Source organism: Bacillus kwashiorkori (assembly GCF_001375515.1).
Classification (GTDB): Bacteria; Bacillota; Bacilli; order Bacillales; family Caldibacillaceae; genus Bacillus_BK; species Bacillus_BK kwashiorkori.
Map to the genome: position 1 here is coordinate 50,187 of NZ_CTDX01000015.1, position 16,430 is coordinate 66,616.

At 36.1% G+C, this 16,430-nt stretch carries 13 protein-coding genes and 1 pseudogene; all 14 read left to right on the plus strand.

Translation table 11 applies throughout. The features are described from left to right. The 14 genes and pseudogenes from BN1242_RS07105 (at position 1) to BN1242_RS07170 (ending at position 16,427) form a co-directional block, all read left to right on the plus strand. The gene (locus tag BN1242_RS07105) at positions 1–1,383 is read left to right on the plus strand and encodes an MATE family efflux transporter (protein ID WP_238985105.1); all 1,383 of its coding nucleotides are present in this window, start codon (positions 1–3) and stop codon (positions 1,381–1,383) included. A gap of 351 nt (positions 1,384–1,734) precedes the next feature. After that, positions 1,735–2,001 carry a hypothetical protein gene (locus BN1242_RS07110; RefSeq protein WP_062353417.1) on the plus strand — a complete coding sequence of 89 codons (267 nt, stop codon included), beginning with the start codon at positions 1,735–1,737 and terminating at the stop codon, positions 1,999–2,001. A 645-nt stretch (positions 2,002–2,646) separates the two neighbouring features. Next, entirely contained in the window at positions 2,647–3,618 is a 972-nt protein-coding gene (locus BN1242_RS07115; protein WP_062353421.1) for a hypothetical protein, read from the plus strand. A 343-nt stretch (positions 3,619–3,961) separates the two neighbouring features. Continuing rightward, on the plus strand, positions 3,962–4,504 hold the full coding sequence (locus BN1242_RS07120) for a ClbS/DfsB family four-helix bundle protein (RefSeq protein ID WP_062353424.1): 543 nt from the start codon (positions 3,962–3,964) through the stop codon (positions 4,502–4,504). A 129-nt stretch (positions 4,505–4,633) separates the two neighbouring features. Further along, positions 4,634–5,836, plus strand: a complete 1,203-nt coding sequence (locus tag BN1242_RS07125; protein ID WP_062353428.1) for a phosphoenolpyruvate hydrolase family protein — start codon at positions 4,634–4,636, stop codon at positions 5,834–5,836. A 101-nt stretch (positions 5,837–5,937) separates the two neighbouring features. Then, on the plus strand, positions 5,938–7,182 hold the full coding sequence (locus BN1242_RS07130; RefSeq protein ID WP_062353431.1) for a Tm-1-like ATP-binding domain-containing protein: 1,245 nt from the start codon (positions 5,938–5,940) through the stop codon (positions 7,180–7,182). Beyond that, positions 7,169–7,993, plus strand: a complete 825-nt coding sequence (locus BN1242_RS07135; protein WP_203226049.1) for a phosphoenolpyruvate hydrolase family protein — start codon at positions 7,169–7,171, stop codon at positions 7,991–7,993. Before BN1242_RS07130 ends, BN1242_RS07135 begins: the two co-directional genes overlap by 14 nt. A 389-nt stretch (positions 7,994–8,382) precedes the next feature. Continuing rightward, positions 8,383–8,892, plus strand: coding sequence for a CopY/TcrY family copper transport repressor (locus tag BN1242_RS07140; protein ID WP_062353449.1), 510 nt, complete (start codon positions 8,383–8,385; stop codon positions 8,890–8,892). 96 nt (positions 8,893–8,988) lie between these two features. Beyond that, a complete protein-coding gene (locus BN1242_RS07145; RefSeq protein ID WP_062353452.1) occupies positions 8,989–11,373 on the plus strand; it encodes a heavy metal translocating P-type ATPase in 2,385 nt (794 codons plus the stop codon). A gap of 255 nt (positions 11,374–11,628) precedes the next feature. Beyond that, complete coding sequence (copZ, locus tag BN1242_RS07150; protein ID WP_062353455.1) at positions 11,629–11,835, plus strand: copper chaperone CopZ; 207 nt, start codon at positions 11,629–11,631, stop codon at positions 11,833–11,835. A 420-nt stretch (positions 11,836–12,255) separates the two neighbouring features. Beyond that, positions 12,256–13,035, plus strand: a pseudogene (locus BN1242_RS13710) (hypothetical protein); the annotation flags it as partial. 798 nt (positions 13,036–13,833) lie between these two features. After that, on the plus strand, positions 13,834–15,684 hold the full coding sequence (locus BN1242_RS07160; RefSeq protein WP_062353461.1) for a heavy metal translocating P-type ATPase: 1,851 nt from the start codon (positions 13,834–13,836) through the stop codon (positions 15,682–15,684). A 164-nt stretch (positions 15,685–15,848) separates the two neighbouring features. Then, positions 15,849–16,082 carry a heavy-metal-associated domain-containing protein gene (locus BN1242_RS07165; protein WP_062353464.1) on the plus strand — a complete coding sequence of 78 codons (234 nt, stop codon included), beginning with the start codon at positions 15,849–15,851 and terminating at the stop codon, positions 16,080–16,082. A 42-nt stretch (positions 16,083–16,124) separates the two neighbouring features. Next, positions 16,125–16,427: a hypothetical protein gene (locus BN1242_RS07170; RefSeq protein ID WP_062353468.1), complete on the plus strand. Its 303-nt coding sequence runs from the start codon at positions 16,125–16,127 to the stop codon at positions 16,425–16,427. Positions 16,428–16,430: the final 3 nt, after the last annotated feature.

The window sequence follows — 16,430 nt, forward strand, 5'->3', positions numbered from 1 at the left end:
GTGCGAGAAGCAACATTGGAATCGAACCATTTTTTTAAGAGAATGCTTGTGTTAGCTATTCCTATTGCTATTCAAACCTTGCTTACCTCCTCTTTAAATATGGTTGATTCCATCATGGTTGGACAGTTAGGTGTAGATAGTATCGCGGCAGTAGGAGTAGGGAATAAGATTACAACCATATTAATTTTAGTATTACAGGGATTCGGAACAGGGGCAGCAATATTTGTCTCCCAATATTGGGGAAAAAAAGATTTACAAGGGATTAGAAAAATTTTGCTTTTAACTTTAAATATTGTGACTGTTTTTTCCATCCTCTTTACTGCATTAATTCTAATATTTACAAACACAATTATCAGTATTTTTACAAATGATTCAGGGGTCATACAAATTAGCGCAGGCTACTTGCGGATTGTGTCATTAAGCTACTTAGTAACCGCATTTACAATTGTTTTCTCAACTGTTTTACGTTCAATGGGCGAGGTTAAACTGCCGCTTTATATAAGTATTTTAGCGATTGGAATGAATACCGGTTTAAACTATTTATGGATTTTTGGTAAGTTTGGATTTGCGGAAATGGGTGTAGATGGTGCCGCTTTAGCAACGCTCATTGCCCGGATCGTACAGGCTGTTCTGTTGTTTCTGCTTGTTTCAAAATCTCTATCTCTTTCCATTAGGAAGCTACGCATCAATGAAATGCTAGATGTTTCACTAGTGAGAAGATATTTTTCCATTACCATTCCATCTATTATTAACCACGCTGCGTGGACGCTAGGGGAAACGTCTTATTTTTGGGTGTATGCACAAATGGGGACAAACGAGCTTGCAGCTGTAACTTTAGTCGATCCGCTCCTATTTTTGTTTATGGCTTTATTTATCGGACTAAGCGATGCCTCCCAAGTAATGATTGGAAATAGTATCGGTGCCCATAAGACGGATCTGGCCTTCGCTGATGCAAAAAGATTTCTTGCATTGACGGCAGGGTTATCGGTAGTCGCCGGTATATTCATTGTGTTAGTGACTCCTTATTTCCTTTCTATCTATAACATCAATGATGAGGTAGAGTGGTTTGCAAAAAGTGTATTAATAGTTTATGCGTTTCTAGTGATTGGTAAAATGCTTAATATGGTTAACAATATTGGTGTGTTAAGAGCAGGCGGAGATACAAAGTTTGTATTGTATATTGACATGATTGGTGTATGGGCAATAGGTTTGCCCCTAGCAATAATGGGAGCATTCAACCTTCATCTCCCAATTTTTGTAGTCTATGGTTTAGCTAATTCACACGAATATATAAGAGCGTTTTTAGGAATTAAACGGACTTTATCGCATAAATGGATTCGAAATGTCACAATCGATATTGATAAAAAGGAATCTGTCAGCTAAACGATGAATGTCTTTTAGTGAAGTCCGCTTTAACTGTATGGAGGGAATACAATGGCAATTATTCAATTTCCGAAAGTAATGAAGTGGGGTTCGGCAACAGCACAGCTTACCAAATTGAAGGTGCCACCTTTAAGGGAAATATTGTAAATGGAGATAAACGGAGACATCGCATGCAGTATCTTTCTAGTTGAATTCTATATTATATCACCCTACAAGATTTTTTGTTTCTATTCAGTGTGTTTCGTAACTGTACTATCGGTTGTATTTGATAGGTTGTACATCTTTTCTCTAGTATATGGGTGTTTATGATAGTATGGAATTAATGGAAATAAATCAGAAAGGATGAATCGCATGCCTCTTTCAAGTGTACTAAAAGGTTCAAAGCCTAACGAAAAAGAATTCCAATTAATTTTGAGAGAAATCATCCTAGACAAAAAGACATTCAAAACAATTTCTGGTAGAAAAGCATTTTTTAAGATTGAATATGAGGCACTTGTCCCTTATGATTTAGTTAAGGGCTATAATTCGACTGTGATTGGTACAGCGTTTGATTATTTGGCAAGAATAATGTTGGCCCGTGTAGTTAAAAAAATAGAGTTGAATCTGACACAAGTTTAGAAGCGGAAAAAGGACTAACGATCTTGTCCAAGGTATTAAAAATTCACCGTTCTATTAGATCAAAGATTAAAAAAATATACTAAATCAATAAAAAGGTTAAAGGCATTTAGCAATAACAAAAAGGATATTAAAGAATTGGTTATAGATGTCTGTTTCTTAGCTAAATTAGAATGTATTTCGTTCTGGGCTTCCTCCAACCAACCTTTTTTGGAAGCTTTTGAGGACTTTCTAAATGAGAACTTTGAAGATGATCCAACTTTTCACAAGCTAGTAATAAACGGAGATGGTGCCCACTGAATCGCATCCTGTCGAGATTATTTTAAAAATCGTATATCTCCCTTTTATTGACTGTTTCCATATAGCATATGGGGTAAAGAGTAGCCCTACAAACACTTGACTCAAACATTGTGGAGTAATAGATTGCTATCTAAATTAAATTATTTTATAATAGAGACAAGCATCTTTTTGATTTTATTTTTGATAGCAACCTAACTATTAGGTTAGCAGACTAGGAAACTCAACAATAACTGGTCCTTTGGGGCGGAAGTTAAGCGAATGTTAGTATTTATATTTCTAACGTTCTATTAATTTTACTCCTGAAGGGCCTTTTTTGTTGAAATTTATCTCAGGAGAGGAGAAAGGGAAATGAAAAGAAAATTGGCGGTACTTATTTTTTTAATGTCACTGGGGACGTTTGGATTTGTAACAAATGCAGTTTTTGCAGAGGAAACAGCTAAACTTTATTGTACATTAACCATTGATAGTGCTGTCCATACAGAATCTAACCCTGCTAAGTTAGATGGGCCTGCAGAATGTAAGATTGATATTGCATGGGGCTATTATAACAATAATTTGGATGAATTTATAATAGGAGGGTTCCTGTTTGGATATGCCGAAAACGGTAAATCCTACGAATTCAGTTGGCCTTACGGACATTATCATGCAGTTGTGATTACTGTTACAACAATCAAACGAGAGACGCCAGTACCTCCTAAGGAAGAACCGAAACCAAGCAATCCTCCTAAGGAAGAACCGAAACCAAGCAATCCTCCTAAGGAAGAACCGAAACCAAGCAATCCTCCTAAGGAAGAACCGAAACCAAGTAATCCTCCTAAGGAAGAACCGAAACCAAGTAATCCTCCTAAGGAAGAGCCAAAACCGAGCAATCCTCCTAAGGTGGATACACCGACCAAACCTAAAGAGGACACGAAGCCAAGTAATGCACCAAAGCAGAATTCAACTACCTCTGCACAAAAGGATAATTCTTTAAAAGGGAGTCCTAGTGGTTCTAACGATAAAGTGGGTACAGAACCTTCAAGTATAGATGGACAAAATGAGGGAACAGAAGTAGAAAATCAAGAGAAACAAAATAAATCCAATAATTCTGATGAACCCAATGTAGAGGTAAATTCAAAATTAAATGATGAGGAACCATTTAAAGATGAACAAAATCAAGATAAAGAACAAGGCGAGATGGCAACATCAGCTGATTCTAAAATTTCCAATGAATTTCAGGAAAAGTCTAATACTACTATCACTTATTGGGTATTGTTTTTCCTACTAATTCTTGGAGTAATAGGTGTCGGCAGTTACCGATGGTATCGACGAAATAAATAAAAAAACACATTGATTAAATTTCCACCTAATTACGTACATTTGTTTATACACAGTCGAATTCACGGAACACTTGATTATTTAAGTCCTATTGATTATAGCAAAAAGGAACACCTTAAAAAAATTATCTAGTTTAGTGTTGACATACCAGTTCCTTGTTGCTACTCATTGGAGACATTTTGGTTGGTAGTTCCTTCTTTATTTGTTATGCAGTCTTTCTAGTGGAACTTATCTAAATTGGTGCAAAAATTACTGAAATTATAAATGTTCAATTAAAATTTATAGTTGCGGGAATGCTATTAGGAATGTCTGGAGTCTATTTATTTTAAAAAAAGAGGAGAATATTATGGAAACAAAAAGTGAAAAAGAACTTTTATTACTTAATAGCGAAAAACATTTTTCGGCATTGCTTGAAATAATTGAATCTGTACCTCCTAGAAAAAGGAGCATTGTTATAGAAACAAAAGAACGGGATAAGAGTTTTCGTGATGTATTAATGCATTTGTATGAATGGCATGCAATGCTTGAGAGATGGTATAGAGAAGGTATAGATGGAGATATTCCTCAAATACCAGCACCCGGATATAAGTGGAGGAATATCCAACAACTTAATATGCAAATTTGGGAAAATTACCAAGATATAACATTAAATCAAGCTATAAAAAAATTAAAATTAAGTCATAAAAGAGTAATGGCAATAATTAAATCACATACCAATGAAGAAATTATGATAAAAAATTACTATAAATGGACTAAAACAAGTAACTTATACAGTTATTTTGCAGCCAATACTTCCAATCATTACATTTGGGCGATAAAAAAATGCGAAGTTATTGCAAACTCAATAATAGAAAGGCAGAAGACATTCTTGAAATCCAATAAAATTTGATAATAAATGTAACATTTATTTGAGAAATTTATGAAATCTGCAAGAATAATAGAATCAGTTTTCTTTACTCTTGTTATAATATTAACAATATGAGGTTAATAAATAGCATAATAGAACGGTGTGATTAATTTGCATTACTTCGAAAGGGAAGAAATAGTAAAGCAACTTAAAAAACAAATTCAAATAAATAGACATATTATTGGAGTGGCAACAGGGTCAGGATTAACAGCGAAGTACGCTGAGGAAGGTGGAGCGGACTTCATTTTAGCATTGAGTTCTGGCTTTTTTCGGCAAAAGGGATTAAGTTCTCTTTCTGCCTATTTGCCGTTTTTAAACAGCAATGATGCAGTCATGGAATTTGGCTTGAAGGAATTGCTGCCTAGAACAAAACTTCCCATTATCTTCGGTCTAATGTCCACCGACTTGAATAAAAATATAGAAAGTTTCATTCGACAAATTCAAGAAAAAGGCTTTGCAGGCATAAATAATTATCCCACTATCGGGTTGATTGATGGCATCTATCGAGAGGCATTAGAAGAGCAAGGTATTTCTTACAAACAAGAAGTAGAAAGTATATATATAGCAAATAAATTAGGAATGTTTACTGTTGCATTTGTTTTTGATAAGGAACAAGCGATACAAATGGTGGAAGCAGGTGCAGATGTCATTTGCTTACACTTTGGACTGACAACTGGTGGAAAACTTGGGTCCAAACAAATTCTATCATTACAATCCGCAAGAAAATTAGCACAAGAAGTTTTTGAAGTAGTTATGGAGCTTAATCCACAAACAATTAAAATGATTTATGGTGGACCGGTGAATAAACCTGTTGATGTTCAATTTATTTATGACGGTACGAATATTGATGGCTATATTGGCGGTTCTGTCTTTGAAAGAATACCTGCTGAGCAAGTCGTTTTACAAGTGACAGAGTCTTTCAAAAAAACGAATGATGTAAAGTATGATGAACTAATTGAAAAGATTATTAGCGGATTTACAACAACAGAAGATTATGTTGAGTTTGTTAAAAGATATGTAAGCCTCCACTATAATGATGAAATATCGTTAAATGAGATTTCTGAAATACTCCATATTTCACGGTCACATTTAAGTACACTCTTCAAAAAAAGTGTCGGAGTTTCGTTTATTGATTATCTAATTGATTATCGACTCAATCGTGCTTTAGAAATATTTAGGGAGAAAAGGTTACCACTTACAACAATTGCGGAGTTAGTCGGATATCCAAACTACTCTCAATTTAGCAAGATTTTTAAAAAGCGAAAGGGGAAATCTCCGCGAGATTACTTAAAATCAAACAAAATGACAAGTTAATCAAACATAAGCTTATATTTTTTCTATGTTGGAAACGTTAACATAGTAATTGTAGAGAAGATATATAGCGTTTTCCACAATGTAAAAAGGAAGTGATATGTTTGACTAAGACAATAGCTTTAATCGGAACATTTGATTCAAAGGGAAAAGAATTTCTGTTTGTTAAAGAGTTAATCGAATCATTAGGTTTTCACACATTCACTATCCATTCAGGTGTATTTGATTCACCTTTTACACCAGACGTATCCAATGAGGATGTGGCGTTTGCTGGTGGCGGAAATATTAGATCAATAGTTAAGCAGAAGGATCGTGCCCAAGCAACCGAAATTTTATCCAAAGGGATGGAAAACCTATTACCTAAATTATTTGAAGCGGGAAAGTTTGATGGTGTTTTATCATTTGGTGGAACAGGCGGTACTTCTATCGCTACACCAGGAATGAGGGCACTACCTATAGGTGTTCCTAAAGTTATGGTATCAACAGTAGCATCTGGTAACACGCAACCATATGTGGGAACAAGTGATATTGTCATGATTCCATCTATAGTTGATGTTGCAGGACTAAATACCATTTCTACAAAAATATTTACGAATGCTGTATTTGCTATTTGTGGAATGCTTCAGTTTGAAGATAAGACAAAAGTAGAGCATAAACCATTAATTGCAGCAACGATGTTTGGTTTAACCACTCCTTGTATAAACTATGCGAAAGAGTATTTAGAGGATAGAGGTTATGAAGTATTAATTTTCCATGCTACCGGTATTGGTGGAAAAACAATGGAACATTTAATCGAAAATGGTTTTTTTGAAGGTGTTCTAGATATTACAACAACAGAATGGGCGGATGAAACGGTAGGGGGAATTTTAGCAGCAGGCCCTAATCGTTTAGAGGCGGCTAGTAAACATGGTGTCCCTCAAGTAGTTTCTGTTGGTGCAATGGATATGGTGAATTTTGGACCGAGAAATACGGTGCCTAAACAGTTTGACGGACGAAATTTTTACCAACATAACCCAACCGTTACGTTAATGAGAACTACTGTTGAAGAGAATCAACAGATTGCGAAAAATATGGCAGAAAGACTGAATAAATCTACTGGTTATACAACATTAATGTTTCCGTTGAAAGGATTTTCGGGATTAGATATAGAAGGCCAACAGTTCTTTGGTCCGGAAGAAGATCAAGCATTAATTAGTACGTTAAGGGACAAAATTGATCAAAACAAGATAGAAATAATGGAAGAAGACCTGCATGTTAATGACAAGGAGTTTGCAATATTAGCTGCAGAAAAATTACTTCAACTAATAGAAAAAAAGAAAGGAGAAGTTGAAGGTGATAACATTAACTAGAGAAGAAATTTTAAAAGATTTCAGAAGAAAAATTGAAAATGGTGAAATCCTTTTAGGTGTTGGCGCAGGCACGGGTATAACTGCTAAAAGTAGTGAAGCTGGTGGAGCGGATATGCTCATCATATATAATTCCGGTCGTTATAGAATGGCTGGTCGTGGCTCTTTAGCAGGTTTATTGGCATATGGTGATGCCAATCAAATCGTTCAAGATATGGGAAATGAAGTATTACCAGTTGTTCAAAATACTCCCGTTTTGGCAGGAGTCAATGGCACGGATCCTTTTCGAGTGATGGAAGTGTTCTTAAAACAATTGAAAGATCAAGGATTCAGCGGGGTTCAAAACTTTCCTACTGTTGGCCTAATAGACGGTGTTTTCCGTCAGAACTTAGAAGAGACTGGTATGGGATACGATTTGGAAGTGGAAATGATTCGGAAAGCTCATGATTTAGACCTACTAACAACCCCTTATGTATTTGATGAAGAGCAAGCAACAAAAATGGCTGAAGCGGGTGCAGATGTCCTCGTTGCCCATATGGGTTTAACTACAAAAGGTACTATAGGTGCAAAAACTGCATTAACGCTCGATGATTGCGTTGAACGCATTCAAAAAATAGTAAATGCAGGACGTGCGGTTAATCCTGATATTTTAGTTATTTGTCATGGAGGTCCTATTGCTGAACCAGAAGATGCGAAATATGTAATTGATCGAGTAGATGGAATTGTAGGATTCTTTGGGGCATCCAGTATTGAAAGATTTGCTGCTGAAAAGGGTATTAAAGAACAGACAGAGGCATTTAAAAAAATAAAATAAATAGATAAATATAAGATAAAGACATATATGGCAGAGGGTATTTATATATATATTTAGGCTGAATCAATTTACGATTCAGTCTTTTTTTGCCTAAAACTTCCTCGAGATAACTCGTTATTTTTTCTTCCCCCTGTTTCCATACAATAGAATATCTTCTTTACTCAACGAATACCCCCGATGATCAAAATCTTCACAATAAAAAACCAATATATTTGGACCTATCTTCATCTTTCCTAGTGATATACAAAAACTACGTTAAAAAAATTTTGGAAAGACGACGAGTTTTTCAGTAAAAAAGGGAAAAAATAAACTTGACAATTAATGATTACAAATGTAAACTTAAACCATAAGCTAATGATTACAAATGTAAACAAAGGTGGAGACATGTTATGAATACAGAGATGGACTCAAAAGTTACAGAAGCTGAATGGGAGATAATGCGAGTCGTTTGGGCACAAAATAAAGTGACAAGCAAGGAAATTATCGAAGTGTTGCAACAAAAGAAGGATTGGAAACCTGCAACTACTAAAACTTTTATTGGCCGCCTAGTTCATAAAGGGATGTTGGAAACCGAAACAGAGGGAAGAAAATATATATACTCAGCAAAAGTTAAAGAAGCAGACATTATCAGAAGTTCTTTGAATGAATTATTTGCCAATATTTGTAGTAGGGATGTTGGTAATACAATTGCGTACTTGCTTTCCAATGCCACACTGAGCTTTAAAGACATAGATAAATTGGAAAAAATTCTCGAGAGAAAGAAAAAGGATGCGGTTGAGGAAGTACCATGTAACTGTGTACCTGGACAATGTAAATGCCATGAGCACGAAGGAAGCAATTGTAATTCCGGGTGCCATTCCGTAAGCGATACAGGTCAAGTCTCAATAAATGAACAATAGGTGGAGGCTAGATAGTCAAAAGGCAGAAATGCAAATGCCTAGTATCAGCCGTAATTTCTATAGCATTTTCTAGACTACTAAAGGAGGGAAACATAGATGAGCGAAACGAAGCATGCAACGCTTAATATAACTGGAATGACTTGTGCAGCATGTTCTAACCGTGTAGAGAAGACGTTAAATAAAATGGATGGAGTAGAAGCCCAAGTTAATTTAACGACAGAAAAGGCATCCGTTCACTACGATCCAGAAAAAACATCTCTTGATGAGATTTCCAAGAAAATAGAAAATATCGGTTATGGTGTCTTAAAAGAAAAAGTCGAACTAGATGTATTTGGTATGACCTGTGCGGCATGTTCTAATCGGATAGAAAAGGTGTTAAACAAACAAGAAGGCGTAGCACAAGCAACTGTCAATTTAACGACAGAAAGTGCCATGATTGAATATAATCCTGGAATAATCGACATAGAATCTTTGATTGAGAAAATTAAGAACACTGGATATGATGCAAAACGGAAGGCAGAAGCAATTGACAAACAAACATATAAAGAAAAAGAGTTACAAGGAAAGAAAATGAAGCTAATCGTTTCCGTCATTCTTTCTGTACCACTATTAGTAACGATGCTAGACCATTTATTTAATATGAATATCCCTCATATATTCATGAATCCGTGGTTTCAATTTTTACTAGCAACTCCTGTTCAATTTATTATCGGCTGGCAATTTTATGTTGGTGCATATAAGAATTTGAAAAATGGTGGAGCAAACATGGATGTGCTCGTTGCCTTAGGTACGAGTGCTGCTTATTTCTATAGTTTATATGAAGCAGTGAAAACGATAGGAAACCCAAGTTACATGCCACATTTATATTTTGAAACGAGTGCAGTTTTAATCACATTAATTTTATTTGGTAAGTATTTGGAGTCCAGAGCGAAAAGTCAAACGACCAATGCGATCTCAGAACTACTCAATTTACAAGCAAAAGAGGCCCGTGTAATTCGAAATGGGAAAGAAGTAATGATTCCGGTTGAGGATGTAATCGTTGGCGACCGTTTAATCGTCAAGCCAGGTGAAAAAATACCTGTAGACGGTGTAGTTGTAAAGGGAAGAACTTCTGTCGATGAATCGATGCTCACAGGTGAATCTATTCCAATTGAAAAAAATCCTGGGGAAAAATTAATTGGAGCAACAATAAATAAAAATGGATCCATTGAAATGGAAGCGACAAAAGTTGGAAAAGACACTGCTCTAGCTTCGATTATTAAAGTTGTCGAAGAAGCACAAGGATCCAAAGCACCGATCCAGCGGTTAGCTGATATTATTTCTGGTTATTTCGTTCCAATAGTTATCGGTATAGCGATAGTCACCTTTACAATTTGGATTATCTTTGTCGAACCTGGTCAAATCGAACCCGCGCTAGTCGCAGCTATCGCGGTACTTGTCATTGCTTGTCCATGTGCGTTAGGTTTGGCAACACCAACTTCGATTATGGTTGGAACAGGAAGAGCGGCTGAAAGTGGTATTTTATTTAAAGGGGGAGAACACTTAGAAAGAACCCATCAGTTAGAAACTATCGTTCTTGATAAAACAGGTACCATCACGAAAGGAAAACCAGAAGTCACTGATTTTATTGGGGATGATGAAACACTACAGTTGTTAGCAAGTGCGGAAAAAGGTTCAGAACATCCACTTGCTGGAGCAATCGTTGCCTACGCAACAGAGAACGATATTGATTTTCTCGATGTGGAAGAGTTTCACGCCATACCTGGTCATGGTATTGAAGTGACAATTGCTGGAAAACAAGTTCTCGTCGGAAATCGAAAATTAATGAATGATCATCAAATTAATATTGGTAATAACGAAGAAAAATTAGTGGAATTTGAAATGAATGGAAAAACTGCCATGTTGATTGCGATTGATGGAAGCTATCGTGGAATCGTTGCGGTGGCAGATACGATTAAAGAAACAGCACCAGAAGCGATTCTACAATTAAAAGAAATGGGTATTGAAGTTGTTATGTTAACAGGTGACAACGAAAGAACGGCAGATGCGATCGCAAAACAAGTGGGTATTGATCGTGTAATCGCCCAAGTATTACCTGAACAAAAAGCAGAAAAGGTAAAAGAACTGCAAGCACAAGGGAAAAAGGTAGCAATGGTTGGAGATGGAATAAATGACGCCCCAGCATTAGTGACGGCAGATATAGGAATTGCCATTGGGACCGGTACAGAAGTTGCTATTGAAGCGGCAGACGTAACCATTCTTGGTGGAGAGTTATTACTAATTCCAAAAGCGATTAAAATTAGTCATGCAACGATTCGAAACATCCGCCAAAATCTATTCTGGGCTTTCGGCTACAATACTGCAGGAATCCCAATTGCAGCCTTTGGTCTTCTTGCCCCATGGATTGCCGGAGCTGCCATGGCTCTGAGTTCTGTTAGTGTTGTAACGAACTCACTTCGCCTAAAACGAGTAAAACTTTAAAAGGAAACTTCCGTTACTGTCGGTTTTCAATCGTATAGGTCGTATTAGTGCTGAGTGTTGTGTTTTTAGTTTGCTATTACGTCAAAATGTAAGAGCCTTATGGCAATGATTCTTTTACGAACAATTTTTTGCCAATAAAACTCGTACGTATCCTGACAATTACTACCCGACTCTTCTTACCATTTTAATTGTTGAGTTAGGCGTCATGTCAAGCTATATTGCGCAAATATCCGATTTAAAGGAGGTGAATAAATCATGGAAACAACGTTAACTGTAAAAGGGATGTCCTGCAATCATTGTAAAATGTCAGTTGAGGGTGCATTAAAAAAATTGGCTGGCATATCAGATGCTAAAGTTAATTTGGAGGCTGGTACAGTAGAGGTTACTTACGATGAATCAAAAGTAAACGTTGCTGCAATGAAAGAAGCTATTGAGGACCAAGGCTATGATGTAGAATTCTAATTAAATAAAAAGCTGACTCAAAAGGTCGATAAAATGATCTTTTTGAGCCAGCTTCTTTTCATATGGGTGTTTTTTGGTGATGATGGGCCTTTACTTAAAGCAAATACGCCCCCTACCGTATCCATCTCTGCCTCTCCTGTTTCACTCAAAGAATTACCATCAGTATTATTTCCTTCTAATCCATTTTCCTAAACAGAACATGTTACAAAAAATGGTTATATATATTGTCCAGTTGCAAATAATATGGATAAATAATATTTATCTTAAAATTTAAAAATAGTTTTTCTTACTTCCACTTGCCTACACGGGCGGCACTAACGAATTAGTTTGAAGCAAAAAGATAATCATACTAATATTATTAGGATAATTTTCTTCCATAGAGTAAAGCCCTTATTTTGAACGTCACTAAAGGTGGATAATATGAATAATTACACAAATGATAATACAGCTAGACGATATAAAGCACATGTCAGTCCTTTAGGAACAACTCAACTGCATCTACGCAATCCGTATATTGTTGCTTGGTGGTCCGCGGCTTTTCCAGGCTTTGGCCATTTACTTTTATCCAAGTATTTAAGGGGCTATGCTCTATTTATTTGGGAAGTTTTCGTTAATATTCAAGCTCATGTAAATTCTGCCATGATCTATTCCTTTCAAGGGAACATAGACATGGCTAAAGAAGTTTTGGATACGAGATGGCTAATTATGTATATACCCGTTTATCTATTTGGTATTTGGGATAGCTACCGCACAACCGTAGACATGAACCGTGTCTATATTTTAGCTGAACGCGAAGATCACCGTTTTAATTCATTTTCATTAGGAGCAGTGGAACTGAATTACTTAGATAAGCGTAATCCAATTCTCGCGGTTGTTTGGTCGTTGTTTATCCCTGGATTAGGACAACTTTATATTCATAGACTTTTAACTGCTGTATTTGTAATATCGTGGTTAGTTGTTTTTTTTTATTTCTCGCATGTTCAAGAAGCGGTCGTACTGTTATTTCTTGGAAAGGTGAAAGAAGCTACAACTGTTCTAAATGCAGAATGGCTCCTTTTTTTACCATCCCAATATGGATTTGCTACATATGATTCCTATATTAATACTGTTGAAAACAATAAACTTTTTGAAAAAGAAATGCGACAATATTTAACCGAACGCTATCAATCGAGAGAATTTCCATTAACAAACAAATTAAAAGGTGAAGTGAACCAATTGCGAGTCTTCTCATCATTCGAAACGACAAGTTATTTAGAAATGGCAATGTCCACATTGGAGAAAAAAGGAATTAGAAAGGAAAATATCTTTGTTGTCCCTTTAGATAAACGAAAGGAAGATCGAAAAGTTTTTGATACATTGCATCGATCAGACGGTACGACTCTCATTGACATTGGAATGGCACTTGCTACTGCTTTTTCTGTTATAGGAGCAAGTATTGGGTTTAAGTTAGCGTGGGGTCCAATTTATTGGGGTTTGATAGGGGCAATTGCTGGTTTTGTACTAGGTTTCGCAATACGACTTTTCATGGAACTAGTTTTAAAGAAAAAAAAGCGACGGTTAAAAGGCAAGCATTCTGAAATAATCTTAATTATTGATTGTGAGGAATCGCAAGCAGAATTAGTAGAAAATATCCTTTGGAATCATTTTGCTATCGGTGTGGCGAGAGTGAATCTTCATGTTTGAAGGAGTAGATGGGCATTTAACCGCTAATTTAAAATAGATTTATTATTAGAAAAAGGGTTAGCTATTCGCCTTCCATATATTCTTAATCCTAAAAAACAAAAATAATAAATAAAAAGCCAAACTATTACAAAGTCCTAAGCTAGATTTTCGTATGATAGTTTGGTTTTTCCTTTTTTTTGAAATATTTGCTCCTAACTTTTTTGTTTAAAATATCATAAAAAGTTAGAACTTGATTTGCATCAATTTTTTTTTCGAGTAACGCCTCTATACTAGAATTATCAACAACAAGGAAATAGAAAAATGGAGGAGAACAAGATGCAAAGATTTATTTTAAGCAGGAAAAATCAAATTACGCTAATCAGTGCGATTTTAATTGCCTTTGGGTTTTTTGCGCGGTTTGTTTTAGACAACAGCACAATTTTCAATGGGTCACTCATTATTGCATCCATTTTTGGTGTGGCACCGATTGCGATTCAAGCATATCAAGCATTGAAAGTAAAAGTCGTTAGTATTGATGTATTAGTTACCATTGCTGTTACAGGCGCATTAATCATTCAAAACTATGAGGAATCGGCCATTGTTACGTTTCTTTTTTTATTCGGTTCATTTTTAGAACAGCGCACCTTGAACAAAACTCGTTCCGCTATAAAAGAGTTGACGGAAATGGCTCCAGAAACCGCATTAAAACAGATGGATAACGGGGAATTTGAAGAAGTAGAAGTCGATGATGTCGAAGAAGATGATATTTTACTAGTAAAAACTGGTGCAAAAGTCCCGGTAGACGGAACAGTTCTATCTGGTGACGGTCATATTAATGAAGCCAGTATCACAGGAGAGTCGGTACCAGTTAGCAAATCAAAAGGTTCGGAAGTTTTTGCGGGGACGATATTGGAAAATGGCACCATACAAATTCGTGCTGACCGTGTTGGCGAAGACACAACATTCGGTAGAATAATTGAATTAGTGGAAGAGGCACAAGATTCCAAATCAGAGGCAGAACGATTTATTGACCGTTTCTCAAAATATTATACACCAGCCGTTCTAATTCTTGGATTTATCGTGTGGTTATTCTCTAAAGATATTGAACTCGCTATTACCATTCTCGTATTAGGATGCCCCGGCGCATTAGTTATCGGCGTCCCAGTTTCTAACGTTGCCGGTATCGGAAACGGTGCCCGTAATGGTGTATTGTTAAAAGGAAGTGAAGTGATAAACGATTTTAGCAGAGTAGACACGGTCGTTTTTGATAAAACAGGAACATTAACAGTAGGGAATCCTGAAGTGGCAGAACAAGAATTTTACGGAGCAAATATAGAAGAAGCTCTTGGCTTTTTAGCAAGTGTGGAGCGCGAATCAGATCATCCACTAGCAAAAGCAGTACTTCAACATATTGGTGATACGACAATCTCCACTGTTGAAAAAACAGAAGTTGTTAAAGGTGGAGGGATTATCGCGCAAGTAAATGGTCACCGAGTAGCAGTAGGGAATGTCGCTTTAATGAAAAAGGAAAATATCCCTTTAAACGGTACGGTACAAAAAGATGTAGAACGGTTCGAGCGAAATGGGAATTCACTTGTCTTAACTGCTGTTGATGGGGAATTAAAAGTGCTCATGGGTATTCGAGATAAAATACGTCCCGGTGTGAAAGAAGATTTACAAAAACTAAAAAAACTTGGTGTAAAAAACCTCGTCGTTCTGTCTGGGGACAATCAAGGAACCGTTGACTTAGTGGCGCGTGAACTAGGGTTAACCGAGGCACACGGGCACATGCTTCCAGAAGATAAATCAGCCTATATTGGAAAGATGCAAGCAAAAGGTCAAATTGTTGCCTTTGTTGGTGACGGTGTGAATGATAGTCCTTCATTGGCATTAGCGAATATCGGTATTGCTATGGGAAGTGGAACGGATGTTGCGATTGAGACATCGGATGTCGTTTTAATGAACTCTGACTTCAGTCGCTTACCACACGCATTAGGGTTAACGAAATCAACTGCAAGAAACATGAAGCAAAATATCCTCATTGCAGTAGGCGTCGTATTAGTGTTGCTTGCCAGTCTATTATTTAGCGAATGGATGAACATGTCGATCGGAATGTTAGTTCATGAAGCAAGTATTTTAGTGGTTATTTTAAATGGGATGAGGTTGTTAAGATACCGTTTGCGATAAATGAGAAAAAAATCAGGGGAAATGTTCCATCGTTCACTACGAATTTTCCCCGAAAATTTTTTAAAACTTGATTTCTATCAATTTTATTTAACGAAATTTAAGCTAAACTTAAATTGTAAAAAAAATAACTAAATAAATGAATAAGATGAAAGGGGCATTCGATTATGCAAAAAGCGGTCATTCAATTAGAAACATTAGCTTGTCCATCCTGTATGCAGAAGATTGAAAATGCAGTTAAGGGAGTGAACGGTGTTAATCAAGATAGTGTCAAAGTACTTTTCAATGCAAGTAAAGTAAAACTAGATTTTGATTCGGAAACAGTAGTAATAAATGAAATTGAAAAAGTAATTCAAGATTTAGGTTATGAAGTCCTCAAATCAAAAGTAAAATCTGCTTAAACAATCTGCTTAAACCCAATATTAGGAAGGAAGGAATGAACAATGATAGAACAAAATAAAACCTTTACAGAAGTCTTTAATAACTACTATGAAAAATTGGAATTATTCTCAAAGGCAATCACTCGTGCCCACGGTAAAAATCACCCAGAAGCGTTTGAAGTAAGAGAATTATTTGAAGCAATTAGTAAGAAGGTCAAAGAAGATGTCACAAAAATAGACTTGGAGAACGAATTTACCCAATTACGCAAAATCACAGACAACTATACGATCCCAAATAACGTTTGTGAAACATACGCAGCTACTTTCCATATGCTAGAGGAGCTAGATAAAGTATATCAAGCTTAGAGT

Excerpts from the sequence above, each read along its gene's own strand:
- BN1242_RS07145 (WP_062353452.1), top strand. The coding sequence starts at position 8,989 with ATGAGCGAAACGAAGCATGCAACGCTTAATATAACTGGAATGACTTGT.
- BN1242_RS07140 (WP_062353449.1), top strand. The coding sequence starts at position 8,383 with ATGAATACAGAGATGGACTCAAAAGTTACAGAAGCTGAATGGGAGATA.
- copZ (WP_062353455.1), top strand. The coding sequence starts at position 11,629 with ATGGAAACAACGTTAACTGTAAAAGGGATGTCCTGCAATCATTGTAAA.
- BN1242_RS07120 (WP_062353424.1), top strand. The coding sequence starts at position 3,962 with ATGGAAACAAAAAGTGAAAAAGAACTTTTATTACTTAATAGCGAAAAA.
- BN1242_RS07165 (WP_062353464.1), top strand. The coding sequence starts at position 15,849 with ATGCAAAAAGCGGTCATTCAATTAGAAACATTAGCTTGTCCATCCTGT.
- BN1242_RS07170 (WP_062353468.1), top strand. The coding sequence starts at position 16,125 with ATGATAGAACAAAATAAAACCTTTACAGAAGTCTTTAATAACTACTAT.
- BN1242_RS07115 (WP_062353421.1), top strand. The coding sequence starts at position 2,647 with ATGAAAAGAAAATTGGCGGTACTTATTTTTTTAATGTCACTGGGGACG.
- BN1242_RS07110 (WP_062353417.1), top strand. The coding sequence starts at position 1,735 with ATGCCTCTTTCAAGTGTACTAAAAGGTTCAAAGCCTAACGAAAAAGAA.
- BN1242_RS07160 (WP_062353461.1), top strand. The coding sequence starts at position 13,834 with ATGCAAAGATTTATTTTAAGCAGGAAAAATCAAATTACGCTAATCAGT.